Source organism: Rathayibacter sp. KR2-224 (genome assembly GCF_049446075.1).
GTDB lineage: Bacteria > Actinomycetota > Actinomycetes > Actinomycetales > Microbacteriaceae > Humibacter.
In genome coordinates, this window is the sequence record NZ_JBMSEB010000001.1 from 22,892 (window position 1) to 49,274 (window position 26,383).

Below are 26,383 nucleotides of genomic sequence, written 5' to 3' on the forward strand. Positions count from 1 at the left end.
GCCGCGGTCTACCGCAGGTTGTGTAGCAGCCACAGGCCGCGCATCGAAACCGCGCGACCCACTGTTCAGACTCGTCCGGGGGTGCGGGTTTCGATACGCGCGCTTCGCGTGCTACTCAACCGGCGGTGGGGCGACGGCTTCGCGTGCTACGCAACCGGCTCCTGTTCAGAGTTCGCCCGCCTTGACGGCCTTGCGTACCGCCTTGTGATCCTCGACGCATTGTTCGGCGTATGCGGATGCCCATTCCACGACAGCGGAATCGAACGGCGTGCCACCGCCGAGGTATCCGGCGATGAACGGCGCGGAGGGGGACTGGGCGTGGGCTCGGGCGAGCACCGCGCCGCATGCGTTCACGTATTCGGTGAACGGCCGGAAGTCGAGCGTCTCCGTGTCGATCGAGACGTTTTGGTCGCGGAACTGCCGCAGGTAATACTCGTGCCCGTTGTGCGTCAGCCACCCGAGGAACGGATCGCTGACGGCCTGCAGCACGTGCTGGTTGGCCACGACGCGGTATCCGTGTTCGGATGCGCCTGGGCGCGACGCAAATGCGGGCGCGCACGCGGTGGCGGCTTCGCCGAACTCGACGGCCGCCGACTCCGTCGCCTCCTTCAGCTGCAGCACGAGCGACTCGCCCGCCGGCCCCGAGAGCACGATGATGTAGCACCGCGTGCCCACGCTGCCGACGCCGACGACTCTGCGCACGACATCCGTCGGCACGTATTGCGACAACAGCACGGCGATGTCTGAGGGAACGGTCTCGACGTAGTCGTGCAAGACCCGCAGGAGTTCCTGCTCGACGTCTTCGGGAACGTGGGTCAGCACCGGAGGGTTCTCGACGATGGTCGTCGAGCCGTCTTCGGCGCGCTCCGTGATCTTGCGCACAACACGTGCCGAGGTGCGGCGGGACGCCGCTTCGATGGCGTGGTCCAGGATCTTCTGCGAGCTCGCCGCGCGCTGGCCCCGGTGCACGTCGGCGCGTATGTAGTAGCGCTCCAGCACGCTCAACTGCGTGATCTGGCGGAGAGTGATGCGGTAGCTCGCCGCGGCCTCGAGCGCGGCGGTCTGCACCTTCGACTCCTTGAACCCGCGCTGCCGCGCGGCCACGACGACGCTCGCGACGAAGCGTTTCACATCCCATTCCCACGGTCCGTAGGCGGACTCGTCGAAATCGTTGAGATCGAAGACGAGAGAGCGCTCGGGGGAGGCGTAGATGCCGAAGTTCGCCACGTGCGCGTCGCCGCAGATGGTGACGTTCACTCCGGTTCGGGGTGCGTCACGCAGGTCGGCTGCCTGGATGGCCGCCGAACCGCGGTAGAACGCGAACGGGCTGGCCGTCATCCGTTCCAGGCGCAATGGAACAAGCTCGGCCACGCGATGCTCGTGTTGCTTGCGCAGAATGCCGACGGGATCGCGATGCTCAGGCGGCGTGTAGGCGGCATGAGCCGAACGCGGCAGTTCGCCACGCGCCGCTTTGCCGGCCTCGAACAGTTCCGAAGCGCTGCGGACGGTGTCATGCTCGAATCGCAGGCGTCCGTCTTTTGCGCTCATGGATGCTCCTCGTATTCGGGTGCTGTGGTGGGCGAATCGGCATCTACACGTTCCCACGGTTCTGTGCCGCCGTCGATGACGCGGAAGATGGGGTGCGGTCGGATGCTCGGCTCGGCTAGCAGCGGTTCTATGCGTTCGGGCGCTCTCAAGCGGTACTTGCCCGCGAGGTGCTCACGTTCGTATTCGAGCTGACCCGAGGTGATCGCCAGGAGGATGCCGGGATCCGGCTCGGAGGTGACGCGCGAGCGGTCGAAGTGGTAGCCGCGGGCATCCGCTTCATCGGCGATGGCGTTGAGGTAGTTCGCGATGGCGCCGGGGTGTGCGCGGAAGCGCTCGAGCTGCGGATGACTGCGATAGCCGCGTGTGGTGCCGGTCAGCACTCGCTGGGCGAGAAGGGATTCGCGCCAGCACGCGACGAGTCCCACGGCGTCCAGGTACTGCGGGTGCAGGCTCCAGAGACGCATGCAACAAGCCTAGGGCTGCGCGGCAGGCGCCGCTCCGTGCTTCGGGATGCCGCGGCTAGGCCTCAAGGCGCACGACGGCGCGTCCCAGCTTCGGGCGGGAGACGACTTCGAACCCCGCGGCGACGAATGCCGAGAGCACGCCGTGGTAGAGCTCTGCCGAGGATGCCTTGCGCTCGGCGGGGTCGGCCGGGTACGCCTCGATCACGCGTGCTCCCGAATCGCGCGCACGGTCCACCGCTGCCGACAGCAGGGCCGACGCGATGCCCCGGCGACGGAAGCCGACACGCACGACGAAGCAGGTGATGGCCCAGACGCTCTCATCGTCATGGGATTCCGAACTGCCTTGCATGACGATGCGGCTCGTGCGGAGGCGAGGGTAAGCGGCGCGCGGCTCTACCGCCACCCAGCCGGCCGGTTCCCCGTCGGCGTATGCAATCAGCCCGGGGCCGGGACTCTGGCGCGCCTGCTCGCACAGCGCCGACTCGAGAGCAGGGACTTCGGTCTCGCGCCACTGTGCATTCGACAGCTTGAAGAACTGGCACCAGCAGGTGGCCGGATCTCCTCGCGTGCCGAACACGGTCCGCACGTCATCCCATTGAGCGTCCTCGACGGGGACGACACGGATGCCTGCACTCGCCTCGCTGCGCGCCTTCGCTTCCATCTCACGACGGTATCGCGAGCCGACGACGTCGGGTCGGACCTGTTTGCAGGGGAGGAATCCGAACGTGAGTGGATAGTCACCGTGGTGCGGTGGGGCTCTTTGAAACCTGTAAACTGTCCAGGGCCGTTCTTGGACGGCTACGGGATGTGGCGCAGCTTGGTAGCGCACTTGACTGGGGGTCAAGGGGTCGCAGGTTCAAATCCTGTCATCCCGACGTTGTGACGAAAGGGCTCGGCCTCAGGCCGAGCCCTTTCGTCACATTTCATACATGTCTGGCCGGTTCGGGCCGGGCACGGTGTGAGCCGCGGGTCGCGGGAAGCACGGGGTGCGATGGCAACGCCCCTGAGGCCACATCCGGTATCCATAGAGGATGAGCAACGACGCCGCAGCCACCGAACCCGCCACCTTCGCGATCATCGGCAGCGGCTTTCGCGCCGAAGCGTTCCTCAGGGTGGCGCAGGCTCTGCCTGACCGTTTCCGGGTGAGTGCAGTGATGGCGCGCCGGGCCGAGAGCCGCCAGGCGATACGTGACCGGTGGTCCGTCGACGTGGTCGACTCGATCGACGACCTGCGCCAGGACCGGCCGGACTTCGTTGTCGTCGCGGTCAGCCCGTCCGTCTCGACCGCGATCGTTCTCGCCCTCACGGATGCCGGTCATGCCGTGCTCACCGAGACGCCCGTCGCACCCGACGTCGCCTCGTCGCTCGCGTTGGCGAGCGCCGTTCGTGCGGGGGCGCGCATCCAGGTGGCGGAGCAGTACCACCTGGAGCCGCTCATCTCCGCTCAGCTTGCAGTGGTGCGGCGAGGGATCCTGGGTGACGTGTCGGAGGCATCCGTGTCGATCGCGCACGACTATCACGGCGTGAGCCTCGTTCGGCGGTTCCTCGCTGTGGAGTTCCAGAATGCCCGCATCACCGCACGGCGCTTCGTCGAGCGGCTGCAGGACGGCCCGGGCCGGCAGGGCGATCCGGTGGAAGACCGTGCCGTTGAAGGCATCCGAACGTCCGCATGGCTCGAGTTCGACGGCGGCGTACACGGCACGTACGACTTCCACGACCAGCAGTACCGCTCCTGGATCCGTACGCCCTCCTTGCAAGTGCGCGGCTCACGCGGCGAGCTCAGAGACGAGACCGTCCGACACCTGCAGGATGCCTTCACGCCGGTGACGAGTCACCTCGAGCGTGTGGAGGCGGGAGCCGCCGGCAACCACGAAGGAAGCTTTCTGCGCTCCTACTCGTTCGAGGGCGCCGTCGTCTACGACAACGTGTTCCGTCCCGCACGGCTCGCCGACGACGAGCTCGGCATCGCTGCGCTTCTCGAGCGGATGTCCGGCTACGCGCACGGCGGCCCGGATGCCTACAGCGTGGCCGAGGCGGCACAGGACCAGTACCTGCAACTCGAGATGCGCCGGGCTATCGAATCCGGCGCGACCATCGAGACCAAGACGCAGGCGTGGGCGGACGTGTGAGGCGGCGTTACCGCCGGTGTCATCGACCGTCGGCTAGCGCCGAGCGGGCTGCTCAGACGACGGCATCCATTCCCACGTGACGCTCTGTTGCGTTCCGTTCCCCACTGTTACCGGGGCGCCCGAACGTGGCTCTGTGCGCCAATAGTGTTGCGCTACCCGCAGGCGGCATCAAGGTCGCCGGAGCGTGCACGCATCGTCGCGTCAGGCAATCTCCGTCCGGTTGCAGCGACCACAGCTTCTTGTCGCATCACTGGATCAGGAACCTGCCTGTACCCGACGCGTCATCGCGCCGTCCCCTTCGCCACCAACTGCGGAACCCCCACCGCCCAACACAAGAGGAAGTCACCCCATGAAGAAGGTCCTTCAACGCGCAGCCGTCGTTTCCCTCGCTGGCTTCATGGCGATGGGCCTCGCTGCGTGCAGCGGTGCCGCCTCTGCGTCGTCCACGGGAGATTCGGGCAAGAAGAGCACGGTGTACTTCGGTGTTTCGGCCGCCGAGACCGGTCCGTACGCGCAGTACGGGCAGCAGTTCAAGGAGGCCTTCGACCTCGCACTCGAGCAGGTGAACGCGAGCGGCGGCATCAACGGCCACCCGGTCGCCCTCAAGTACGAGGACTCCCAGTCCGACCCGAAGCAGTCGGTGCCCGTCGCGCAGAAGTTCGTCGGCGACAGCAGCATCGCGCTCGTGTTCGGCGACTACTCGTCGGCGGCATCCATCCCGGCCTCTCCGATCTACACGGCGGGCAAATTGCTGCAGTACGGCTTCAACAACTCCAACCCCGACTTCACGGCAAAGGGTTCCGAGTACCAGTGGTCCTCCTCGATCACGACGAGCGACACGTACACCTGGACCGCTGACTACATCAAGAAGCAGGGCATCAAGTCGGTCGGGGTGACGTACCTCAACACGGCCGACTGGGGCATCCCTGCCTACCAGTCGTTCAAGGCCGAGGCCAACAAGATCGGCCTGAAGATCACCGACGCCGAGGGTGTGCTCGACACGGCGGATGACTACAAGCCGTCGCTCATCAAGGCGGTGGCGGGTAAGCCGCAGGCCTTCGTGCACATCGGCTACGGACCGGATGCCTCCAAGATCGTCACCCAGCTGCGCGCCATCGGCTACAAGGGCACCTTCTTCGGCGGCCAGGACGAGGAGTCGTTCGACAGCACGCCCGACGCCCAGGGCGCCATCAACGGGTCCGAGTTCCTTGAGACCAGCAGCGACCCGGCCGTCAAGGCCTTCGTGAAGGCGTTCAAGAAGAAGTATCCGAACGAGAGCGACGTGACGAGCTTCGAGGCCGGCGCATACGACGCGCTGCACGTCGCCGTGGCCGCGGCCAAGGTCGGCGGAACGACGCGGGAGGGCATCCTCAACGGCTTCAAGAAGGTCAAGGATGTTCCGAGCGTCGTCTACGGCAAGATCACGTTCGACCCGAGCACGCGCCGCGTGAAGTCGCCGCAGCTCACGCCCACCATTCTCAAGGGCGGCAAGTGGGTCGCGTACAACGGCTGATCGCGGCTGCAGCAGCAGGCACGCGAACCCATGCTTGACACTCTGATCGCCGGCCTGCTCCGAGGGAACGTCTACGCCCTCGGAGCGGTCGGCATCTCCCTCGTCTTCGGCGTCATGAACGTCGTCAACTTCGCCCAGTTCTCGTTCTTCGGGCTGGGCGCCATGCTCACCTGGTTCTTCGTCGCGCGGCTCGGGCTATCGTTCTGGCTCGCGCTTCCCCTCGTGCTCATCGTCTGCGCGGCGCTCGGCCTGCTGATCAATGTTGCCGTCGTGCGACCACTGGCGAAGTACCTTCCGCTTGCGGCCATGCTGTCGACGTACGCCGTGTCTCTGATCCTCGACAACAGCTCGCAGGCGGCCTTCGGCGCCAACTCGAGAGTGTTTCCGCAGGTGCTGCAGACGGCGAACCTGCACATCGGCAACATGCGCTTCGGCACGGCGGATGTCGTCATGCTCGGCGTCACGGCCGTCGTCATGGTGGCGATGTCGATCTTCCTCAAGTACGGCAAGATCGGCCGAGCGATTCGCGCCACCGCACAGGACCAGGAAGCCGCCCTGCAGATGGGCATCCCCGTCGCGCTCGTGCAGCACCTCTCGTTCGTCATCGCATCGGCGCTGGGCGGGCTCGCGGGCATCTTCATCGCCCTCTACGTGGGTGTCGCCGATCCCACGTCCGGCCTCAGCACGGGTATGACGGCGTTCGTCGCGGCGACGCTCGGTGGCCTCGGGTCGCTCGTCGGTGCGGTCATCGGCGGCTTCGTTCTAGGCATCCTCGAGTCGTTCGGCATCTACATCTTCGGCGGCAGTTCAGACCAGATCATCGTCTTCGTCATCCTCATCGCGGTGCTCATCATCCGTCCTGGGGGTCTGCTGGGCAAGGTGCCGCTCATCTCCAGCGAACCGCTGACCGGCACCTTCCTCGGCAGGGGGCGGCCGTTCAAGATCCCGAAGTGGGTCTGGCCCGTAGCGCTGGCCGTCGCGGCCATCGGCATCCCGCTGATCGGCAACGACTACGTGCTCAGCACGGGTACACAAGTGCTGGTCTACGCGATCATCGCTGCCGGTTTCACCGTGACCGCCGGCCAGGCGGGCGTGATGGCCCTCGGCCAGGCCGGACCCATCGCGATCGGGGCATACACCTCTGCGCTCATCACGCTGTACCTTCATGTGCCGTTCTGGTTCGCCCTGCCGATCGCAGGGCTCGCCGCGGCGGTCATCGCCTCGATACTTTCCTCGCCCATCTGGGGAGTGAAGGGTCACTACATCTCGATTGCCACGCTGGGCATCGGCATCGTGATCGTTGCCGTCATCCAGCTCGTCGTACCGCTCGGCGTGCAGGGCATCCCGTGGCCCAAGATCGGCGACACGATCCTGTTCACGGCTCAGGACTTCTACTTCATCGACCTGGCCGTGCTCGTCATCACGTTGCTCGTGATGTGGCGCATCCGTCGTTCCCACCTCGGCAGGGTCATCTCGTCTGTCGGCGCAGACGAGGTGGCGGCGCTGGCGTCGGGTGTGCGTGTGCGGGACTACAAGGCGCTCGCTTTTGCGGTCTCGGCGTTCTTCGCGGGCATCGGAGGGTCGCTGCTCGCGCACCAGTACACCTACATCGATACGTCGATCTTCTCGATGCTCATGTCGCTCGTGGTGGTCACGATCGTCATTCTGGGCGGCGTGAACCTGCCCTACGGCGCAGTGCTCGGTTCGATCATCCTGATCGGCGGCCTCGAGGCGCTGCGGTTCACAGACGAGCTGCGCATCGTCATCTACGGTCTGGTGCTGATCCTCGCGGTGCGGTTCCGCCCTGGAGGCATCCTGGTGAGGAAGTCATGAGCGACGCCCTGCTCGAAGTCCGCGATCTCGAACGTCACTTCGAGGGCCTTAAGGCGGTGGACGGCGTCTCCTTCACCGTCGCGCCGCACGAAGTGGTCTCCATCATCGGGCCCAACGGCTCGGGAAAGACCACGACGCTCAACCTCGTCACCGGAACCATCCGGGCCAACGGCGGAAGGATCACTCTCGACGGCAGGGACATCGGGCACGCGGACACTGCGCGCATTGCCGAGGACGGCATCGCCCGCACCTTCCAGAACGGCCGGGTATTCGCGACGTTATCGGTCGCGGACAACATCGAGGTAGGCATCCACTCGACGCTGCACGCCAGCCGGCCGTTCCGCAGCCTTTCGCACCTGTTCCTGCTCCGGTGGATTCCGCTGCTCGGGGAGCTGTTCATCGCGATCGTGGGAACGCCGGCCTCCCGTAGAGAACGCAAGGTCATTGACGCCACCATCGAGGAGGAGATCGAACGGTTCGAGGCTCGCCTCGGGCCGCGTCGAGACGATCCGGCCTACACGCTTAGTTACGCGAATCGTCGCCGCACCGAGATAGCCCGAGCTCTCGCGCTGAAGCCGAAGCTGCTCGTGCTCGACGAGCCGACGGCCGGCATGAACCAGTCGGAGACCGCCGAGGTGCTGGAGCAGCTGCTGCAGTTGAAAGCCGACGGTCAGGCCATCCTGCTCGTCGAGCACAAGCTCGACCTCGTGATGCGGGTCTCCGATCGCATCATCGTGATGGACGGCGGCCGCATCATCGCTGAAGGCGAGCCCGAGCAGGTACGACGTGACCCGGCTGTGATCGAGGCGTATCTCGGCCGCCGTCGAGGACTCGGCGGGGAGGACATCCGATGACAGAGCTGCTCGCACTCGACGACGTCAACGTCTACTACGGCCCTTTCCATGCGCTACGCGGAAACACCCTCACCGTGGGAGAGGGCGAGATCGTCTCCCTCCTCGGCGGCAACGCGAGCGGCAAGTCCACGACGATGAAGACCATCCTCGGTCTGACCTCGGTGAAGTCGGGATCCGTGCGCTTCGGCGGGCGGGACATCACGCGAGCATCGACGCGCCATCGCATCAAGGCGGGCATCGCTTCGGTGCCGGAGGCCCGGCGTGTGTTCCCGCAGCTGACCGTCGACGAGAACCTCCTCACGGGCGCGTACACGCGCACCGACCGCGCCGGGGTCGCGGATGACATCGAGCGGATGCGCGAACAGTTCCCGCGCCTGGCCGAACGCCGCAGGCAGGAGGCCGGCACCCTCTCCGGGGGCGAACAGCAGATGCTGGCGTTCGCGAGGGCCCTGATGAGCAAGCCGAAGCTCATCTGCATGGACGAGCCGACGATGGGGCTCTCGCCCAAGCTCGTCGATCAGGTTCTCGACACGATCGTGCGCATCAACAGCGAACTCGGCGTCGCCGTGCTCTTCGTCGAGCAACAGGCGGAACTGGCGCTTTCGATCGCATCCCGCGGCTATGTGCTGGCGACCGGCGCCATCGTGCTGCAGGGGAGTGCACGCGAGCTGCTCGACGACCCGCAGATCCAAGAGGCGTACCTCGGAAAGGGAAACCAGTCATGACGGCATCAGGTAGCGGGCCGCGGCTCGGCTACTTCACCCGGCTCCTCGACGACGTCGAGCCGCTGCAGCGGTACCGAAACGCCATAGCTCAGTTCGTGCGAGCCGAGGAACTCGGGTTCGACACGGCCTGGGTGGCACAGCACCACTTCCATCGCGACGAAGGCGGACTGCCGTCCCCGTTCGTGCTGCTCGCACAGGCGGCAGCACTGACGTCGCGCATCGTGCTCGCAACCGGCATCGTGACGCTTCCACTGGAGGCGCCGCTGCGCGTGGCGGAGGATGCCGCGGTGCTGTGGCTGCTCTCCGACGGCCGGTTCGAACTCGGCATCGGCTCCGGTGGTACCGCGACCTCGTTCCCGCCCTTCGGCCACGCGCCGGAGGACCGCCCGGCCATCTATGCCTCCCACAAGGAGACGCTTCTGCGGGCGCTGGGCGGCGAGGTCCTCACGACCGACGGCGGAGCGCTCTACCCTCCTGCGCCGCTGCTCGCCGGAAGCATCTGGGAGGCGACGTTCTCGGCGTCCGGAGCCGAACGGATCGGGCGCGAAGGCCACGGCCTGATGCTCTCTCGCACGCAACCCCGCCGCGAGTACACGGGACGCGGTTCCGCCGCAGACCAGGTAGCGATCGTGGATGCCTACACGGCGGCGCTGCCGACCGGGGTGGAGCCGCGGGTCATGGCATCCAGATCTGTGCTCGTGGTCGACACCGAAGAAGAGGGCAGGCGCTGGCGGGAACAGGGGATCGCGCGATCGCTTGCCGCACTTGCCACGCAGGGTGTTCCGGTGCCGGACGACGTCGACGATGCAGACGTTGCCGCGTACCTCGACCTGCACATCGGGATGCCCGAGCAGGTGCTGGAGAGCCTTTCCGCGGATCCGATCCTTCCGCGCGCGAGCGACATCGTCTTCCAGCCGCACCCCGTTGACCCGCCGCACGAGGTCGTGCTGCGGTCGCTCGAGCTCACGGCCGGGCAGGTCGCTCCCGCTCTGGGCTGGACGCCGCGGCACTGAATCTCACCTTTCGAGAAAGGAACCCCATGGCCATCGACGTGATCGACCAGCTGGTCGGCATCAATGAGGGCGACGCGCTCTTCGCGCTTCGAGCGCAGCGCGCCGAAGCGAAGCGGAACGCCCAAGCGAGCTACGACGCGCTCTTCGCGACCGACGAGCTCGAGCATGCGAACCGCCCGGAGCGGCTCGCGATCGCGTATTGGGCCGTCGCCCTCGCCCACAGCGACACAGCATCGCACTACCGCGACCTTCTTACCGCGGCGTCGCCGGAAACGCTGTCGGCGCTGGATGACGCTCTGCCGGGAGCGATCACGACCGGACCGTACGGCGACTACCCGGACGGCCCGCTGTCGGCGGAAAACGTTGACGGCCTGCACTGGGAACCGTCCTCCGACCTCGTCGAGGCCGTCGGGCCGAAGCTCGCCGCGGCGCTCGCGCACACGCATCTGCTGACCTACCGCCCAAGGGATGCTTCGGCGGACGCCCTGCAAGCACTGCTCGACGCCGGCTGGACCACAACAGGCATCGTCACGCTCTCGCAGCTCGTATCGTTCCTCAACTTCCAGCTCCGAGTGGTCGCGGGGCTCAGCGTTCTGAAAGGAGAGCTGTGATGCCAGAACAGGTCATCCGCCACAGCTTCGAAGCGCCCAAGGTGTTCACTCAGGAGCAGCTGGGCTGGGAGCCGTGGCTCGAGCCGCTGCCCGTCGATGAGCTGACGGACCGTCACTACGCGGGTCTCGTCGACAAGGCACGTGCGAACAGCCCGTACTTCCGGCTGCTCGTACGCGATCCGGACATCCTCGGAGCCCGCACCCGCACCGACAACGACATCTTCTACAACGAGAAGGGCGGCCTGAGCCGTGCCCAGCGGGAGCTGTCGGCGGCGAGCGCGTCGCGGACAAACGGATGCCTGTTCTGCGCATCCGTGCACGCCCGTTTCGCCAGCCACCACTCGAAGCGCACGGACGACGTGCAGCGGCTGCTCGACGAGGGCACCTCGGCCCGGCAGGACGACCCGCAGTGGAGGGCGACGATCGACGCATCTGTCGTCTTGACGCAGACGCCGGGCGAGTTCAGCGCTGAGAACGTGCGCCAGCTGCGCGACGCGGGACTGGACGACCTCGCCATCGCCGACGTCATCCACGGTGCGGCGTTCTTCAACTGGGCCAACCGCCTCATGCTGTCTCTCGGGGAGCCGACGGCGCCCGCGTCCTGACCTCCCGGCTGTCAACGGGGTCCCGCACAGGATGCCGTCGATCTAACGTGGGTGCCTTGCGGGCGAGCGCCCGCGCAGACGACGTGAGGAGCATTCATGGACAGCGACGAGGGCATCCACATCGAGTCGGACGACGCGGCCGATGCTGCCATCCCCAGCCCGGACACCGAGCCTCGCGACCCTGAGGACATCGGCGAGGCCGACCCGCTCCCCGAGGAAGACGTCGAGGCGGAAGAGGCGGAGGAGCTCGAGGCCGACGGGTTCGGCATTCCCGACGAGGCTCAGCCGGAGAGCCAGGGCGAGGACCCGTTCGAAGTGGAGCTCGGCGACGAGGGGCAGGGCGACCTGGCGCCCGAAGACCTCTAGCCTTCGTGCGCTGCCGAGCCGGCCGCCTCGAGGTCGCCCACGAAGCGGTCGAAGGCCTCGTCGAAGCCTTCCTTTCCCCGGAGGCGCAGCACTGCGGAAGGGTGCGTCGTGACGAACACGGCCGCATCGGGCGCGGCATCCGGCCCGTCGAACCGTTGACCGCGTGCCCGCGAGATGGGGATCGGGCGGCCCAACACGGCTCGCACGGCCGTGGCGCCGAGGCACACGACGACGCGTGGACGCACGACGTCGAACTCCGCCTCGAGCCAGGGGTGGCAGGCGACGATGTTGCCAACCTCCGGCTTGTCGTGGATGCGCCGCTTGCCTGAGACGTGGTGCCTGAAGTGCTTCACCGCGTTCGTGAGATACGTGCTCTCGCGGTCGATGTGCGCGGCCTCGAGTGCCTCGTCGAGCAGCCGCCCGGCAGGCCCGACGAACGGTTCGCCCGTCGTGTCTTCGTGATCGCCCGGCTGCTCACCCACGAGCATGATGCCGGCGGATGCCCGCCCCTGCGAGAACACCACGTGCCTGGCATCCCGCCACAGCTCGCACCCGTGACACGAGGCCGCGGCCGAACGCAGTGCGCTCAACGTGTGCCGCTCTGGCACCCAGCGCTCAGCACCCGGCCGCTCGACATCACCTGCTGACGACATGGCTCCATGGGAGCACCATGCCGGACGAGTCGCGACGGCTTGCGCTGCGCAGACGGGTCGCCTAGGTGGCTGGGTCTTCGTCGTCGCTCGGATGCTCGGCCAGGTACCGCTCGATGCGACGGTCGGGGATGAGCCAGATGACGGCCACGGCAACGAAGGGCAGCAGCCCGAGCCACGGCACGACGAACGCCAGCCCGATGCCGAGTGCGTACAAGACGGGGGAGACCCAGCCTTTGACGTCGCGACCGATGGCCTCACGCAGCCTGTCTCCTCCGGGTCCCCGTGCGATCACGGCCTGCAAGATGCTGTACGCGATCGCCGCCGCAAGCAGATTGATGCCGTAGACGATGGTCGGCACGGTTGCCACGCGGCTCTCGGTGAGCCATGCCGTCGTGAAGGGATAGAGCGAAAGCCAGAACAACAGATGGAGGTTCGCCCACAGCACCTCCCCGCTCACCCGCGGATGCAGCTGGAAAAGATGGTGATGGTTGTTCCAGTAGATGCCGATGTAGATGAAGCTGAGCAGGTAGGTGAGCAGACCCAGTCCTGAGGTGTTCACCAGTGACGCGAGGCTGTGTCCGGTCGGCACCGCGAGGCCGAGCACCATGACGGTGATGACGATGGCCAGAACGCCGTCGCTGAAGGCCTCGAGGCGCGACGACCTCATGCGAACAGTCCCATTGCACCGTGCGGCCGGGACGCCACCGTCGCGTCGCCAGGTAGCCTCGACAACACCATCACAGTGGGCAGCCTACGGTTCCCTGCAGCGGTTGAAGGCAGCGCGCCGAGGTCGCCGCGCGAGAAAGGACGTCGAGTGTCTCTTGCAGAACTCCTGGTGACGCCGCTCGGATGGCTGTTGCGCGGCAAACGCTCCGACCCGCAGCGCAGCGTGCGATTCGCTCCCGAACTGGCCGGTCAGGGCATCCTCACCGTCACCTCGCCTTCGTTCGAGCCCGGAGCCACCATTCCGAAACGCCATTGCGCCGGCGTAAGGGACGGGAATGTGTCTCCTGCTCTCCAATGGAGCGGCGTCCCGGCCTCCACGAGGCAGCTGCTCCTGATCCTCGAAGACACGGATGCTCCGTTCACGGCCCCGATCATCCACATGATCGCGCTCCTCGATCCCGACACCGACGCAGTGGGTGCAGCATCGACCGGAGGCATCGAGGAGGGCGCGCTGACGCCCGGGAATCTGGCCGTGCACTACATCCCGGCGTTCCGTGGCTGGGTCGCGTACCAGGGGCCCCGACCGCTGCCCGGGCATGGTGCACATCACTACGGCTTCCACCTCTTCGCGCTCGACAGGGCCTTCGACTCCCACGACTTTGCCGGTCTGCAGCAGCTCCTGCCGGGTGTCGCCGGCCACGTGCTCGGCGCGGGAGTGCTGGTGGGTACGAGGCGAGCCTGAGCGGTCGCCGAGGGCAGGCCGTATCGCTGCTCTGATCCGCCCCGCTGAAGGGGACAGCGTGCGTATCGTGGAGCATGACGCCTTCGCACGAGTCGTACCCCGTCACCCCCGAACCCACCCCGTGGTCCAATCCCGGCCCCGATTCCGCCTCACCCGCGCCGCAGATCCGCACACTCGGGGAGCTGAAGGCGTCCGGGCACGTGCAGAAGTCACTACGCGCCGAGGTGCGCGATAACCTGCTAATGAAGCTTCGGACGGGTGAGGATCCGTGGCCAGGCGTGCACGGCTTCGAGAGCACGGTCATCCCTCAGCTGGAACGCGCGCTCCTCGCCGGGCACGATGTGGTGCTGCTCGGCGAGCGCGGGCAGGGCAAGACGCGACTACTGCGTACGCTGGGCGGCCTGCTCGACGAGTGGACGCCGGTCATCGGCGGGTCGGAGTTGGGTGAGCATCCCTACGAGCCCATCACTCATGCATCCGTCCGCCGCGCGGCCGAACTCGGCGACGATCTGCCCGTTGCGTGGCGTCACCGCAGCGAGCGTTACGTCGAGAAGCTCGCGACACCCGACACCTCTGTGGCAGATCTGATCGGCGATGTCGACCCGATGAAGGTCGCCGAAGGGCGCTCGCTCGGCGACCCCGAGACCATCCACTTCGGGCTCATCCCGCGCAGCCATCGGGGCATCGTGGCCATCAACGAACTGCCGGACCTGGCCGAACGCATCCAGGTCTCCATGCTCAACGTGATGGAGGAGCGCGACATCCAGATCCGCGGATACGTCGTGCGCCTTCCGCTCGACGTGCTTGTCGTCGCCAGCGCCAACCCGGAGGACTACACGAATCGCGGGCGCATCATCACGCCGCTGAAAGACCGGTTCGGCGCCGAGATCCGCACGCACTACCCGAGACAGCTCGAAGCCGAAATGGCAGTGATCAGGCAGGAGGCCGACCTGGTGGCGGATGTTCCCGACCACCTGATCGAGATCCTCGCTCGTTTCACCCGCAACCTGCGCGAGTCGAGCTCGATCGACCAGCGCAGCGGTGTGAGCGCCCGGTTCGCGATCGCGGGTGCCGAGACGATAGCCGCCGCCGCGCTGCATCGAGCGACCACACGCGGTGAGGAAGAAGCGGTGGCGCGCACGGTGGACCTGTCGACGGCTGTCGATGTGCTCGGCGGCAAGATCGAGTTCGAGACAGGGGAGCAGGGCAGGGAATCCGAGGTGCTGACGCACCTGCTGCGAACCGCAACGGCGGACGCCGTGCGCGCCCATCTGCGGGGCATCGACTTCGGGCCGCTCATCGCCGCCATTGAAGACGGAGCCATGGTTGCCACCGGCGAGCGCGTCACGGCGGCGGAGTTCCTCGACGGACTCCCGATGCTCGGCGAGTCACCCGTGTACGACGAGATCGTCGAGCAACTGGATGCCCGCACCGACGGCGAACGCGCGGCCGCCATCGAACTCGCGCTCGAGGGCCTCTACCTCGCGCGCAAGATAGGCAAGGACACCGACGGGAGCGAGACCATCTATGGCTGAGCATCCGGGCGGGCCGGCACGCCTAGAGGACTCGGGCCACGGGGGCCGTGCCCCACGTTCGCCGCTGAGCAGATTCCACAGGTACCAGGGCGGCGACCCCCTCGCACCGCCGGTCGACCTCGCCGAGGCGCTCGACGCGATAGGCGAAGACGTCATGGCCGGGTACTCGCCGGAGCGCGCCATGAACGAGTTCCTACGGCGCGGAGGCCGCGACCAGAAGGGTCTGGACGATCTCGCCAGACGCGTGGCGGAGCGACGCAGGGACATGTTGAGGCGACACAACCTCGGCGGCACGCTGCAAGACATCCAGAAGCTGCTCGAGCATGCCGTGCTCGAGGAACGCAAACAGCTCGCCCGTGACGTCGACATGGACGACACCGACCGCTCCTTCGCCGAGATGCGGCTGGAGAGCCTGCCCGCCTCGACCTCGGCCGCGGTGAACGAGCTCAGCGACTACGACTGGCGCTCGCCGCAGGCACGTGCCGACTACCAGAAGATCAAGGACATGCTCGGGCAGGAACTGCTCGGGCAGCGGTTCTCCGGCATGAAACAGGCGCTGCAGAACGTCACAGACGAAGACCGGCAGTCGGTGAACGAGATGCTCTCCGACCTCAACCAGCTGCTGGACAAGCACAGGCGCGGCGAAGACACCCCAGAGGACTTCGACGAGTTCATGAGCAAGCACGGGCAGTACTTTCCGGAGAACCCGCAGAACGTCGACGAACTCATCGATGCACTCGCCGCCCGCTCGGCCGCAGCCCAACGCATGCTCAACTCGATGACCGACGAGCAGCGTCAGGAACTCATGGAGCTGTCCGCCCAGGCCTTCGGGTCTCCGCAGCTCATGGAACAGCTGGCCGATCTCGACGCCAACCTGCAGGCTCTGCGGCCCGGGGAGGACTGGAGCGGATCCGAGCGCTTCGACGGGGATGAGCCCCTCGGCCTCGCCGAGGGCACCCAGGTGCTGTCCGACCTCGCGGATCTCGACGAACTCGCCGAGCAGCTGTCGCAGGCGTACGACGGCGCCCGCCTCGACGACATCGACCTCGACAAGCTGGCGAACCAGCTAGGCGACGAGGCAGCGGTGGATGCCCGCACCCTGCGCGACCTCGAGCAGGCGTTGCGGCGCAGCAACACGTTCCGCCGGGATTCCCGCGGCAACCTGCAGCTCACCCCGAAGGCGATGCGGCAGTTGGGGCAATCACTCCTGCGCGACATCGCGGAGCGGATGTCGCGGCGCAAGGGAGAGCGCGACGTTCGGCTCACCGGCGCGGCGGGCGAGGCATCAGGTGGCACCAAACCGTGGGAGTTCGGCAGCACCGAGCCGTGGGACATTCCGCGCACCATGCTCAACGGTGTGCTGCGGCGGGCATCCGGAGACCAGGGAACCGCACGTCGCATCGAACTGGACGACATCGAGGTGGAGGAGACCGAGTCACGCACGCAGGCCGCCGTCGCCCTGCTGGTCGACACATCGTTCTCGATGGCGATGGACGGCAGGTGGGTGCCCATGAAGCGCACGGCGCTCGCGCTGCACACGCTCATCCGCACCAGGTTCCGTGACGACCGTCTGGAGCTCATCGGGTTCTCGAGGCACGCGCAGGTGATGGAGATCGAGGAACTGACCGGGCTCGATGCCATGTGGGACAAGGGCACCAACCTGCACCACGCGCTACTGCTTGCCAATCGGCACTTCCGCAAGCATCCCGACGCGCAGCCCGTGCTGCTGGTCGTGACCGACGGCGAGCCGACGTCGCACCTCGAGCCGGACGGGTCGGTGCGGTTCGCCTACCCGCCGCACCCGATCACGATCGCCCACACCGTGGACGAGCTGGATGTCTCCATGCGGCTTGGCGCGCAGATCACGATCTTCCGCCTCGGCTCCGACCCTGGCCTCGCACGCTTCGTCGACGGGCTCGCGAAGCGGGTGAACGGGCGCGTGGTGGCGCCTGAGCTCGAAGACCTCGGGGTGGCGGTGGTGGACAGCTACCTGGGATCGCGTGGCTCACGCGGCTCACGCTCGGATCGGCCGTCCACCGACGACTACGGCGGGTTCGACGGCGGCTACGGCGGCGGCTACGGCGACGGTTGGTTCGGCGGCCGCGGATTCTGGGTCGACCAGTAGCACGGGGCTGATCGCACACCTCATGCATGGAATCCGTTAGCGTCCTGCCGCCTGCCGTGAGGATTCCGTGAGGAGAGCGCGCGCGCCCGTGCAGGGCGAGTTCGATGTCACTCGGTCGTGATCTGCGACCCGCTGCCGCTCATCGCGGTGCGCGACTCGAACGGAGCATCCTCGTGCTTGACGTCGTCTGCATTCTCGGCATCGTCGCCCTCGGCGTCGTCGTCGCCCTCGTTTCCAGGGCGGTGGAGAAGCTGTGACCTTCTTCGTCGTGCTGTCTGCGCTGCTGGCTGCGGCATCCCTCGTGTACCTCGTGTACGCCCTCGTGAAGCCGGAGAAGTTCTAGATGGTGCTCTGGCTCTTCCTCGCTCAGCTCGGCACGGTCGCGCTGATGCTCGCGCTGTGCTTCCGGCCGCTCGGCGACTACATGGCGCACACCTTCACGTCGCGCAAGGACCTCCGCGTGGAGCGCGGGGTGTACCGGCTCATCGGTGTCGACTCTGGCTCCGAGCAGAGCTGGCCGATCTACCTGCGAAGCGTGCTGGCGTTCTCGATCGTCGGCGTTCTCATCGTGTACCTGCTGCAACGGCTGCAAGCGTGGCTGCCGCTCTCGCTCGGGCTGCCTGCTGTGCCCGAAGGGCTGTCGTTCAACACCGCGATCTCGTTCGTCACCAACACGAACTGGCAGTCCTATTCGCCAGAGACGACGGTCGGATACACGGTGCAGATGGCGGCTCTGACCGTGCAGAACTTCGCCTCGGCGGCTGTGGGTCTGGCCGTGGCGATCGCGCTGGTGCGCGGATTCGTGGCACATCGCTCAGGCACGATCGGGAACTTCTGGGTCGACCTGACGCGCGGCGTGCTTCGCATCCTCCTGCCGCTGTCGGTGCTGTTCACCCTGGTGCTCATCGCCGGGGGCGCCATCGAGAACCTGAACGCCGCGCAGAGCGTGCACACGCTGGCGGGGGCGACGCAAAGCATCCCAGGCGGTCCCGTCGCCTCGCAGGAGGCGATCAAATTGCTCGGCAACAACGGGGGCGGGTTCTTCAACGCCAACTCGGCGCATCCCTTCGAGAATCCCACCGCGTGGACGGGCGTCGTCGAAGTGTTCCTCATGCTCCTGATCCCGTTCAGCCTTCCGCGCACGTTCGGCACCATGGTGGGCGACAGGCGTCAGGGATACGCGGTGCTGGCGGCGATGGGAGTGATCTTCGCGGCATCCGTCTCGCTCTTCACCTGGATCGAGAGCACGACGGGCGGAGCCGCCACCGCCGCCGCCGGCAACGCAATGGAAGGCAAGGAGCAGCGCTTCGGCATCCTGGGCTCCACGCTGTTCGGCACGACGAGCACACTCACCTCATCAGGAGCGGTCGACGCGTCGCACGACAGCCTGACGCCTCTGGGCGGCATGATGACGATGATCAACATGATGACCGGGGAGGTCGCGCCTGGCGGAATCGGCGCCGGGCTCTACGGCATCCTCGTCATGGCGATCGTGGCCGTGTTCCTCGCAGGGCTCATGGTGGGACGCACTCCGGAGTACCTGCGCAAGCGCATCGGGGCCAGGGAGATCAAGCTGGCCAGCCTGTACTTCCTCACCACCCCCACCCTCGTTCTCGCCGGAACGGCGCTCAGCTTCGCCATCCCCGGCGTCGTGCAATCGGTGGAGAAGACCACGGTCTTCAACCCTGGCCAGCACGGCTTCTCCGAGATCCTCTACGCCTTCACCTCGGCAGGCAACAACAACGGCTCGGCATTCGGCGGCATCTCGGCGAACACGCCATGGATGAACGCGGCGCTCGGAACCGTCATGTTCCTCGCCAGGTTCCTGCCCATCGTGTTCGTGCTGGCGCTCGCCGGGTCGCTCGCCGCCCAGGAACGCCTGCCCGTCACGGCAGGCACCCTTCCCACGCATCGGCCGATGTTCGTCGGCCTGCTCGTCGGCACGGTCCTCATCGTCGCCGCTCTCACGTATTTCCCGGTGCTCGCGCTCGGGCCCCTTGCAGAAGGACTGAACTGACCATGACCACTGTTCCCGTGCAACCGACCGACGAACAGGTCACCACCCCGCAGCGGCCCGAGAAGACGTCGGGCGGCGCGTTCAACGCCAGACAACTGGTGACGAGCCTTCCGGATGCCCTGCGCAAGCTCGATCCACGTCAGATGTGGCGCAACCCCGTGATGTTCATCGTGGAGGTGGGCGCCGCGCTCACCACGGTGCTCGCCATCGCGCAGCCGTTCCTAGGGCGCCAGGTGTCGGGAGGCACCGCCACTTCGGTCGCCTTCACCTGGTGGATCGCCGTATGGCTGTGGCTGACCGTGATCTTCGCCACGCTCGCCGAAGCCGTGGCCGAGGGCCGCGGTAAGGCGCAGGCCGTCAGCCTCCGCAAGACGCGAACGACCACGACGGCCAACCGCATCGTGGGCTACGGAGACGACGACCCGGCAGCACTTCACGCTCCCGTCACCCAGGTGCCGTCGGCCGAGCTCACGCTGGGCGATGTCGTGGTGGTGAAGGCCGGCGAGCTGATCCCCGGCGACGGCGACATCGTGTGGGGCATCGCCTCCGTCGACGAGTCGGCGATCACAGGCGAATCGGCCCCTGTCGTGCGTGAGTCCGGGGGAGACCGGAGCGCCGTCACGGGCGGCACACGAGTGCTCTCCGACCGCATTGTCGTGCGCATCACCTCGAAGCCGGGCGAGACGTTCGTGGACCGCATGATCCGTCTGGTCGAGGGCGCGGCGAGGCAGAAGACGCCCAACGAGATCGCTCTGAACATCCTGCTCGCGGGCCTGACCATCGTCTTCGTGGTGGTCATCCTGGCCCTCGGCCCGGTGGCAGGCTTCGCGAACGCCACACCGACGGTTCCGGTGCTCGTCGCGCTTCTGGTGTGCCTCATCCCCACCACGATCGGTGCGCTGCTGTCGGCCATCGGCATCGCAGGCATGGACCGGCTCGTGCAGCACAACGTGCTCGCGATGTCGGGCCGGGCCGTCGAGGCGGCGGGCGACGTGGGAACGCTCCTGCTCGACAAGACCGGCACCATCACGTACGGCAATCGGCAGGCAAGTGAATTCCTTCCGGTCGCGGGCACAACGCTCGACGAGCTCGCGGATGCCGCGGCGCTGGCCTCGCTGACCGACCCGACCCCCGAAGGCTCTTCCGTCGTCGTCCTGGCGACGAGTCTCGACAGGCCGGTTCCCTCGTCGATCACGGGCGAGGCCGTGCCGTTCACGGCGCAGACCAGGATGAGCGGCGTTGATCTCGCCGACGGGAGCTTCATCCGCAAGGGGGCGGCGAGCGCGGTGCTGAGGTGGGCCGAGGAGGCCGGTCGGGTGGAGGCATCCCTGCGATCGCAACTCGACGAGCTGGTTCAGTCGATCTCGCGTTCAGGCGGCACGCCGCTCGTCGTCGCGAGGCGCTCTGCGGACGGACGCACGGACATCCTGGGCGTCATCCATCTGAAAGACGTGGTCAAGTCCGGTCTCGCCGACCGGTTCGCGGATCTGCGGCGCATGGGAATCCGCACCGTCATGGTGACGGGCGACAACCCGCTCACGGCGAAAGCCATCGCCGCGGAGGCCGGAGTCGATGACTTTCTCGCCGAGGCCACGCCAGAGGAGAAGCTCGCCCTCATCCGCGCCGAGCAGGAGGGCGGCAAGCTCGTCGCCATGACGGGCGATGGAACCAACGACGCCCCAGCGCTCGCCCAGGCCGATGTCGGCGTGGCCATGAACACGGGAACGTCGGCCGCAAAAGAAGCGGGCAACATGGTGGACCTCGACTCCGACCCCACCAAGCTCATCGACATCGTCTCGATCGGCAAGCAGCTGCTCATCACGCGCGGGGCGCTCACGACCTTCTCGATCGCGAACGACGTGGCGAAGTACTTCGCCATCATTCCCGCCATGTTCGTCGGCGTCTTTCCCGGGCTGCAGGCGCTCAACGTGATGCAGTTGCATTCGCCGTCCTCGGCCATCCTCTCCGCCGTCATCTTCAACGCGCTCATCATCGTGGTGCTCATTCCGCTGGCACTGCGCGGCGTGCGCTACCGGCCGTCGTCGGCATCCCTGCTGCTCGGGCGGAACCTGCTGGTGTACGGGCTCGGCGGCATCATCGCCCCGTTCGTGGGCATCAAACTCATCGATCTGCTCGTCGCGCTCATTCCCGGGTTCTGACGAGCTCCGCATGCCTCGCAACTCGACTCAGACGGCCGAACGGGCCGGACAAGAAGGAGAACTGCCATGAATCCCACCCTGCGCGGCGCTGGACGCCAGTACTGGGTCGCAGTGCGCACCATGGTCGTGCTGACCGTGGCGCTGGGCGTCGTGTACCCGCTCGTCATGACGGGAATCGGCCAGCTGACCATGCCCGTGCAGGCGAACGGTTCACTCGTCGCAGTGAACGGCAAGACGGTCGGATCGAGCCTCATCGGCCAGTCGTTCACCGACGCCAAGGGTGCGCCGCTGCAGCAGTGGTTCCAGTCGAGACCCTCCGCCGCAGGCAACGGCTACGACGCCGAGGCATCAGGCGCCAGCAATCTCGGGCCGAACAACCCGGCCCTGACCAAGGCGATCGACGCCCGTAAGGCCGGAATCGAGAAGCTCGACGGCGTGGATGCCGCGAGCATCCCGCCTGACGCGGTGACGGCATCCGGATCGGGACTCGACCCGCACATCAGCCCGCAGTATGCGCTGCTGCAGGTAGCTGCCGTGGCTCGGGCCAGAGGCATCTCGGAATCGAAGGTGGAAGAGCTTGTGAAGTCTAGGATTCAGGGGCGGGACCTCGGTTACCTCGGGGAGCCGACGGTGAACGTGCTGCAGCTGAATCTCGCGCTGTCGAAGATGGATCCCGAGGGGGACGAGACGCACAAGTGAGCAGGGGCAAGCTGCGGGTGCTGCTCGGCGCCGCTCCCGGTGTCGGCAAGACCTACGCCATGCTCGAAGAGGGCAAGCGGCTGGCGGACGGCGGCAAGGATGTCGTGGTCGCCGTCGTCGAGACGCACGGGCGGGTCGCCACTGCGACCATGCTCGAAGGCCTCGAGGTGGTTCCCCGTCGCTCGGTTCTGCACCGCGGCGTCGAACTCACCGAGATGGACCTTGATGCGGTCCTCGCACGGGCGCCTGACGTCGCCCTGGTCGACGAGTTGGCGCACACCGACGCGCCGGGCGGAAGGCATGAGAAGCGCTGGCAAGACGTGCAGGAGCTGCTGGACGCCGGCATCACCGTCGTCTCGACCGTCAACATCCAGCACATCGAATCGCTGAACGACGTCGTCGAGCAGATCACGGGCATCAGCCAGCAGGAGACGATTCCCGATGCCGTGCTGCGCGCAGCCGACCAGGTCGAGGTGGTCGACCTGGCTCCCCAGTCCCTCCGCGACCGGCTCGCCGAGGGGCTCGTGTACCCGGCAGCGCGAGTGGATGCCGCCCTGTCGAACTACTTCCGGCTCGGCAACCTCACGGCATTGCGCGAGCTCGCGCTGCTCTGGCTCGCCGACGAGGTGGACAGCGCGCTGCAGACCTACCGTCGCGAGCACGGCATCGACAGCAAATGGGAGGCGAGGGAACGCGTCGTCGTCGCTCTGACCGGGGGACTGGAGGGGGAGACGCTGCTGCGCAGGGGCGCGCGAATCGCCGCACGATCGAGCGGAGGGGAACTGCTCGCCGTTCACGTGGTGAGCGATGACGGGCTGCGGGAGCGGCATCCGCGCGCCCTTGCCGAGCAGCGGGCGCTCGTGGAGAAGCTCGGCGGCGCGTACCACGAGATCGTCGGCTCGGACATTCCCGCGGCACTCGTCGATTTCGCGAAGGCCGTCAACGCCACCCAGCTCGTGATCGGCGTCTCCAGACGGTCGCGGTTGCTCGCACTCCTCACCGGCCCTGGCATCGGCGCGACTGTCATTAGGGCCTCAGGCGACATCGACGTGCACATCGTGTCGCATTCGGCTGCCGGAAGCCGGCAGCTCGTGCTTCCCCGTGCCCGTGGTGCGCTGAGCGTTCGGCGCCGGTTGTACGGCTTCGCGGTGGCACTCGTCGCCGGACCGCTGCTCAGCGTGCTGCTCTGGCTGTTCCGCAGCCCGGACGCCCTGACGAGCGACGTGCTCGCCTTCCAGCTGCTCGTGATCGTCGTCGCCCTCATCGGCGGCATCTGGCCTGCACTGTTCGCCGCCGTGCTGTCCGGGCTCACGCTCGACTACCTCTTCGTGGCACCGCTGTACACGATCACGATCGCCCAGCCCGTGCACCTGCTCGCACTTCTGCTCTACGTCGTCGGCGCTGCACTCGTCAGCCTCGTGGTCGACCGCGCTGCCAGACGCACGAGGTCGGCCCATCGCTCGGCCGCTGAGTCCGACGTGCTCGCCACGGTGGCCGGGGGCGTGATCCGCGGCGACGACGCGGTGCACGCGCTCGTTCAGAGGGCGCGCGAGGCGTTCGGGCTGACTCTGGTGCGTCTCGTCTCCGCTGACGGAGCCGTCATCTCGGAGGAAGGGGAACCGGGCGCCGAGGCGTTGCGTACCGTTGAGCGCGTGGGCGAGAGAGGAACGCTCGAGCTCTACGGAGCCGAGCTGTCGGCATCCGACCGTCGCGTGCTGTCGGTGATCGTCACGCAACTGGATGCCGCCCTCGAGCATCGCGAACTGAGCGAGACCGCGATCCAGCTGAAGCCGCTCGCCGAGACGGACCGAGTGCGCTCGGCGCTCCTCGCAGCTGTCGGGCACGACCTCCGCAGGCCGCTTGCGGCGGCGACCGCTGCCGTGACGAGTCTGAGTTCGGCCGACGTGCGGTTGAGCGGCGAGGATCGGGATGCCCTGCTCGAGACCGCGAAGGACAGCCTGGCGAACCTCGACGCGCTCGTGACCAATCTGCTCGACGTGACGCGAGTGCAGGCCGGAGCCCTCGCGGTCTCGCTGCGCCGCGTCGAGATCGAGGACCTGCTGCCCGCCGCGCTCGAGGAGCTCTCGGCACCGCCTGGAAGCGTTGACCTCGATGTGCCGGAGAACACGCCTGCGGTGCTCGCCGATCCAGTGCTGCTGCAACGCGTTCTCGTCAACCTGCTGGCCAACGCCCTGCGGTACTCGCCCGCCGGAACACCGCCTCGGCTCGGCGCGAGCGTCTTCGGCGAGGAGCTGCAGGTGCGCATAGCCGACCGCGGTGCCGGCGTTCCCGAGGAGCGGAAGGATGCCATCTTCCAGCCCTTCCAGCGCGAGGGGGACACCGACAACACGACGGGCATCGGGCTCGGACTGGCGTTGTCGAAGGGTTTCGTGGAGGGGATGGGCGGCACGCTCGCTCCAGAGGACACGCCAGGGGGCGGCCTCACGATGGTCGTGACGCTCCCGCTGTTCTCGGACGCCACGCGTCAGACGGACGCAGGGCGGGCATCCGCTGCGCCCCTCGTGCACGAGCGTGAGGAGGAACGCGGATGAAGATCGTCGTCGCCGACGATGACAGGCAGATCCTCGGCGCGCTGCGCATCATCCTCACGGCCCGCGGATACGACGTCGTCATCGCATCGGACGGCAAGCAAGCTCTGGACCGGGTGATCGACGACCATCCCGACCTGGTCGTGCTCGACCTCGGCATGCCGGCGCTCGACGGGCTCGCCGTGATCGAGGCGATCCGCGGCTGGAGCACGGTTCCGATCCTGGTGATCTCGGGCAGAACCGACTCCGCGGAGAAGGTGGAGGCGCTTGATCGCGGAGCGGACGATTACGTGACCAAGCCGTTCGCGACCGACGAGCTTCTGGCGCGCATCCGTGCCCTCGTGCGCAGGATGCCCGCAGCAGACGACGAGCCGCGCGTCGCGTTCGGCGACGTGCTCGTCGACCTCGGTGCCCGACGCGTCACCAAGGCGGACCAGCCCGTGCGCCTCACGCCGACGGAATGGCAGATCCTGTCACTGCTCGTGCGGAATCCGGGCCGCCTGGTCACAAGGGAGGCGATCCTCACCGAGGTCTGGGGACCACATCACACCTCCGACTCCGGCTATCTGCGCTTGTACCTGGCGCAGCTGCGCAAGAAGCTCGAGCCCGAGCCGTCGCGCCCCCGCTTCCTCATCACGGAAGCGGGCATGGGATACCGTTTCGTCCCTGCCGGACAGACGGAGTGACACGCGCCTAGGCTGGACCGGGCCACTGCTCGTACGCTGGAGTGGCACGGTCTGACAGGAGGTGCCCAATGGCGGAACGCGACGACCTGCGCGGCACCCGTGCCAGGGGCCGCGCCACAGCTCGCACGGTCGCGAAGGCGCCGATGACCGTCGACGAGGCGCTGCGCATCGAGCAGCAGCTCGAGCGGGGCGCTCTGGACCTCTCGCTCCCGGGCACGCGCGACATCGTCGCCGAGGCGCACCGGGTGCGGCTCAAGGCCGAGCTGTGGGGTGCCGACCGTAGAGACGAGCGCCGCCGTCAGGCGAAAGGCACCGTCGTGGTCGTGTGCGCGTTCATCGTCGTAACTGTCGTGGGCCTCGTCGCCTGCCTCGCAGTGACCGTCTGAGGGACTGGTCTAGGAGAACTCCTCGACCGCCCGGCGACCGGCGTCGGCCGTCTTCTGCAGAAAACCGGTGATGAGTTCCAACTCGGCGGGGGAGTAGTCCGCGCAGACGGCATCCAGCTGCGCGTTCATGCCCTCGTAGTGCCTGAACACCTCGCCGATGGCATCCTGGCGCGCGGAGACGACCACGGCGCGCCGGTCGTTCTCGTCGCGCTGCCTGGCGATCCATCCGCCCTTCTCCAGTCGATCGATCACGCCCGTCATCGTCGCCGGATGCACACCCACACGCCTCGCCAACGCGCTCGGGCTCGCCGGCCCGTGCTGGGCAAGGAGGTCGAGGCAGTCCAGGTCGACGTCGCGCAGCTCGACGCGTACCGAGACGTGGTGCGACAACAGCGCGATCTGGTTGTTGACATCGCGGAAGCGTCGCTTGAGCTCTGCGGTGATGCGTCGGTGGTCCCGGTGGTCTGTGTTATTCATTCTCGTATCCGTATAGTATGATTATCAT

Annotated in this window: 26 protein-coding genes and 1 tRNA gene; 21 read left to right on the top strand and 6 right to left on the bottom strand. The window is 67.2% G+C overall.

Annotation, left to right across the window (positions count from 1 at the left end; genetic code table 11):
* Nucleotides 1-165 precede the first annotated feature (165 nt).
* The 3 genes from ACO2Q7_RS00115 to ACO2Q7_RS00125 are packed head-to-tail and all read right to left on the bottom strand — an operon-like array spanning nucleotide 166 to nucleotide 2,673.
* Nucleotides 166-1,548 (bottom strand): DUF2252 domain-containing protein, encoded by a 1,383-nt coding sequence (locus ACO2Q7_RS00115; protein WP_423353620.1) that lies wholly within the window; start codon nucleotides 1,546-1,548, stop codon nucleotides 166-168.
* Nucleotides 1,545-2,012, bottom strand: coding sequence for a pyrimidine dimer DNA glycosylase/endonuclease V (locus tag ACO2Q7_RS00120; protein WP_423353621.1), 468 nt, complete (start codon nucleotides 2,010-2,012; stop codon nucleotides 1,545-1,547). Before ACO2Q7_RS00120 ends, ACO2Q7_RS00115 begins: the two co-directional genes overlap by 4 nt.
* Before the next feature lie 55 nt (nucleotides 2,013-2,067).
* Nucleotides 2,068-2,673 (bottom strand): GNAT family N-acetyltransferase, encoded by a 606-nt coding sequence (locus ACO2Q7_RS00125; protein ID WP_423353622.1) that lies wholly within the window; start codon nucleotides 2,671-2,673, stop codon nucleotides 2,068-2,070.
* A 140-nt stretch (nucleotides 2,674-2,813) separates the two neighbouring features.
* Here ACO2Q7_RS00125 and ACO2Q7_RS00130 point away from each other — a divergent pair.
* The 10 genes from ACO2Q7_RS00130 (at nucleotide 2,814) to ACO2Q7_RS00175 (ending at nucleotide 11,661) form a co-directional block, all read left to right on the top strand.
* A tRNA-Pro gene (locus ACO2Q7_RS00130) sits at nucleotides 2,814-2,887 on the top strand.
* Between the two features lie 156 nt (nucleotides 2,888-3,043).
* On the top strand, nucleotides 3,044-4,141 hold the full coding sequence (locus tag ACO2Q7_RS00135; RefSeq protein ID WP_423353623.1) for a Gfo/Idh/MocA family protein: 1,098 nt from the start codon (nucleotides 3,044-3,046) through the stop codon (nucleotides 4,139-4,141).
* Between the two features lie 349 nt (nucleotides 4,142-4,490).
* Complete coding sequence (locus ACO2Q7_RS00140) at nucleotides 4,491-5,654, top strand: ABC transporter substrate-binding protein (RefSeq protein WP_423353624.1); 1,164 nt, start codon at nucleotides 4,491-4,493, stop codon at nucleotides 5,652-5,654.
* Nucleotides 5,655-5,684: 30 nt separating this feature from the next.
* Nucleotides 5,685-7,487: an ABC transporter permease gene (locus ACO2Q7_RS00145; RefSeq protein ID WP_423353625.1), complete on the top strand. Its 1,803-nt coding sequence runs from the start codon at nucleotides 5,685-5,687 to the stop codon at nucleotides 7,485-7,487.
* Nucleotides 7,484-8,341 (top strand): ABC transporter ATP-binding protein, encoded by an 858-nt coding sequence (locus tag ACO2Q7_RS00150; protein WP_423353626.1) that lies wholly within the window; start codon nucleotides 7,484-7,486, stop codon nucleotides 8,339-8,341. The genes ACO2Q7_RS00145 and ACO2Q7_RS00150 overlap by 4 nt, the downstream gene beginning before the upstream one ends.
* On the top strand, nucleotides 8,338-9,066 hold the full coding sequence (locus ACO2Q7_RS00155) for an ABC transporter ATP-binding protein (RefSeq protein WP_423353627.1): 729 nt from the start codon (nucleotides 8,338-8,340) through the stop codon (nucleotides 9,064-9,066). Before ACO2Q7_RS00150 ends, ACO2Q7_RS00155 begins: the two co-directional genes overlap by 4 nt.
* Nucleotides 9,063-10,079 (top strand): putative FMN-dependent luciferase-like monooxygenase, encoded by a 1,017-nt coding sequence (locus ACO2Q7_RS00160; protein WP_423353628.1) that lies wholly within the window; start codon nucleotides 9,063-9,065, stop codon nucleotides 10,077-10,079. Before ACO2Q7_RS00155 ends, ACO2Q7_RS00160 begins: the two co-directional genes overlap by 4 nt.
* A 26-nt stretch (nucleotides 10,080-10,105) precedes the next feature.
* Nucleotides 10,106-10,690 carry a CMD domain protein gene (locus ACO2Q7_RS00165; protein WP_423353629.1) on the top strand — a complete coding sequence of 195 codons (585 nt, stop codon included), beginning with the start codon at nucleotides 10,106-10,108 and terminating at the stop codon, nucleotides 10,688-10,690.
* Nucleotides 10,690-11,295: an alkylhydroperoxidase domain protein gene (locus ACO2Q7_RS00170; RefSeq protein WP_423353630.1), complete on the top strand. Its 606-nt coding sequence runs from the start codon at nucleotides 10,690-10,692 to the stop codon at nucleotides 11,293-11,295. Before ACO2Q7_RS00165 ends, ACO2Q7_RS00170 begins: the two co-directional genes overlap by 1 nt.
* A 96-nt stretch (nucleotides 11,296-11,391) precedes the next feature.
* Nucleotides 11,392-11,661 carry a hypothetical protein gene (locus tag ACO2Q7_RS00175; RefSeq protein WP_423353631.1) on the top strand — a complete coding sequence of 90 codons (270 nt, stop codon included), beginning with the start codon at nucleotides 11,392-11,394 and terminating at the stop codon, nucleotides 11,659-11,661.
* Here ACO2Q7_RS00175 and ACO2Q7_RS00180 read toward each other — a convergent pair.
* Together ACO2Q7_RS00180 and ACO2Q7_RS00185 are read right to left on the bottom strand one after the other, a co-directional pair.
* Entirely contained in the window at nucleotides 11,658-12,314 is a 657-nt protein-coding gene (locus tag ACO2Q7_RS00180) for a UdgX family uracil-DNA binding protein (RefSeq protein WP_423353632.1), read from the bottom strand. The two genes, ACO2Q7_RS00175 and ACO2Q7_RS00180, sit on opposite strands and share 4 nt — an antisense overlap.
* Nucleotides 12,315-12,375: 61 nt before the next feature.
* Nucleotides 12,376-12,981 carry a TMEM175 family protein gene (locus tag ACO2Q7_RS00185; protein ID WP_423353633.1) on the bottom strand — a complete coding sequence of 202 codons (606 nt, stop codon included), beginning with the start codon at nucleotides 12,979-12,981 and terminating at the stop codon, nucleotides 12,376-12,378.
* Between the two features lie 147 nt (nucleotides 12,982-13,128).
* Between ACO2Q7_RS00185 and ACO2Q7_RS00190 the strand changes: the two genes are divergently transcribed.
* The 11 genes from ACO2Q7_RS00190 to ACO2Q7_RS00240 all read left to right on the top strand — a co-directional run bounded on the left by ACO2Q7_RS00190 (nucleotide 13,129) and on the right by ACO2Q7_RS00240 (nucleotide 25,878).
* The gene (locus tag ACO2Q7_RS00190) at nucleotides 13,129-13,722 is read left to right on the top strand and encodes a YbhB/YbcL family Raf kinase inhibitor-like protein (RefSeq protein WP_423353634.1); all 594 of its coding nucleotides are present in this window, start codon (nucleotides 13,129-13,131) and stop codon (nucleotides 13,720-13,722) included.
* 74 nt (nucleotides 13,723-13,796) lie between these two features.
* The gene (locus ACO2Q7_RS00195; RefSeq protein ID WP_423353635.1) at nucleotides 13,797-15,257 is read left to right on the top strand and encodes a sigma 54-interacting transcriptional regulator; all 1,461 of its coding nucleotides are present in this window, start codon (nucleotides 13,797-13,799) and stop codon (nucleotides 15,255-15,257) included.
* Nucleotides 15,250-17,382: a vWA domain-containing protein gene (locus ACO2Q7_RS00200; protein WP_423353636.1), complete on the top strand. Its 2,133-nt coding sequence runs from the start codon at nucleotides 15,250-15,252 to the stop codon at nucleotides 17,380-17,382. The genes ACO2Q7_RS00195 and ACO2Q7_RS00200 overlap by 8 nt, the downstream gene beginning before the upstream one ends.
* Nucleotides 17,383-17,486: 104 nt before the next feature.
* Nucleotides 17,487-17,639, top strand: a complete 153-nt coding sequence (locus ACO2Q7_RS00205; RefSeq protein WP_423353637.1) for a hypothetical protein — start codon at nucleotides 17,487-17,489, stop codon at nucleotides 17,637-17,639.
* On the top strand, nucleotides 17,636-17,725 hold the full coding sequence (gene kdpF / locus ACO2Q7_RS00210) for a K(+)-transporting ATPase subunit F (RefSeq protein ID WP_423353638.1): 90 nt from the start codon (nucleotides 17,636-17,638) through the stop codon (nucleotides 17,723-17,725). The genes ACO2Q7_RS00205 and kdpF overlap by 4 nt, the downstream gene beginning before the upstream one ends.
* Nucleotides 17,726-19,399 (top strand): potassium-transporting ATPase subunit KdpA, encoded by a 1,674-nt coding sequence (gene kdpA / locus ACO2Q7_RS00215; protein ID WP_423353639.1) that lies wholly within the window; start codon nucleotides 17,726-17,728, stop codon nucleotides 19,397-19,399.
* A gap of 2 nt (nucleotides 19,400-19,401) precedes the next feature.
* Nucleotides 19,402-21,558: a potassium-transporting ATPase subunit KdpB gene (gene kdpB / locus ACO2Q7_RS00220; protein WP_423353640.1), complete on the top strand. Its 2,157-nt coding sequence runs from the start codon at nucleotides 19,402-19,404 to the stop codon at nucleotides 21,556-21,558.
* 66 nt (nucleotides 21,559-21,624) lie between these two features.
* On the top strand, nucleotides 21,625-22,257 hold the full coding sequence (kdpC, locus tag ACO2Q7_RS00225; RefSeq protein ID WP_423353641.1) for a potassium-transporting ATPase subunit KdpC: 633 nt from the start codon (nucleotides 21,625-21,627) through the stop codon (nucleotides 22,255-22,257).
* On the top strand, nucleotides 22,254-24,809 hold the full coding sequence (locus ACO2Q7_RS00230) for an ATP-binding protein (RefSeq protein ID WP_423353642.1): 2,556 nt from the start codon (nucleotides 22,254-22,256) through the stop codon (nucleotides 24,807-24,809). The genes kdpC and ACO2Q7_RS00230 overlap by 4 nt, the downstream gene beginning before the upstream one ends.
* On the top strand, nucleotides 24,806-25,492 hold the full coding sequence (locus ACO2Q7_RS00235; RefSeq protein WP_423353643.1) for a response regulator: 687 nt from the start codon (nucleotides 24,806-24,808) through the stop codon (nucleotides 25,490-25,492). Before ACO2Q7_RS00230 ends, ACO2Q7_RS00235 begins: the two co-directional genes overlap by 4 nt.
* Before the next feature lie 68 nt (nucleotides 25,493-25,560).
* On the top strand, nucleotides 25,561-25,878 hold the full coding sequence (locus ACO2Q7_RS00240; RefSeq protein WP_423353644.1) for a hypothetical protein: 318 nt from the start codon (nucleotides 25,561-25,563) through the stop codon (nucleotides 25,876-25,878).
* Nucleotides 25,879-25,887: 9 nt separating this feature from the next.
* On the opposite strand, the gene ACO2Q7_RS00245 is transcribed toward ACO2Q7_RS00240, so the two are convergent.
* Nucleotides 25,888-26,355, bottom strand: a complete 468-nt coding sequence (locus tag ACO2Q7_RS00245) for a MarR family transcriptional regulator (protein WP_423353645.1) — start codon at nucleotides 26,353-26,355, stop codon at nucleotides 25,888-25,890.
* Nucleotides 26,356-26,383: the final 28 nt, after the last annotated feature.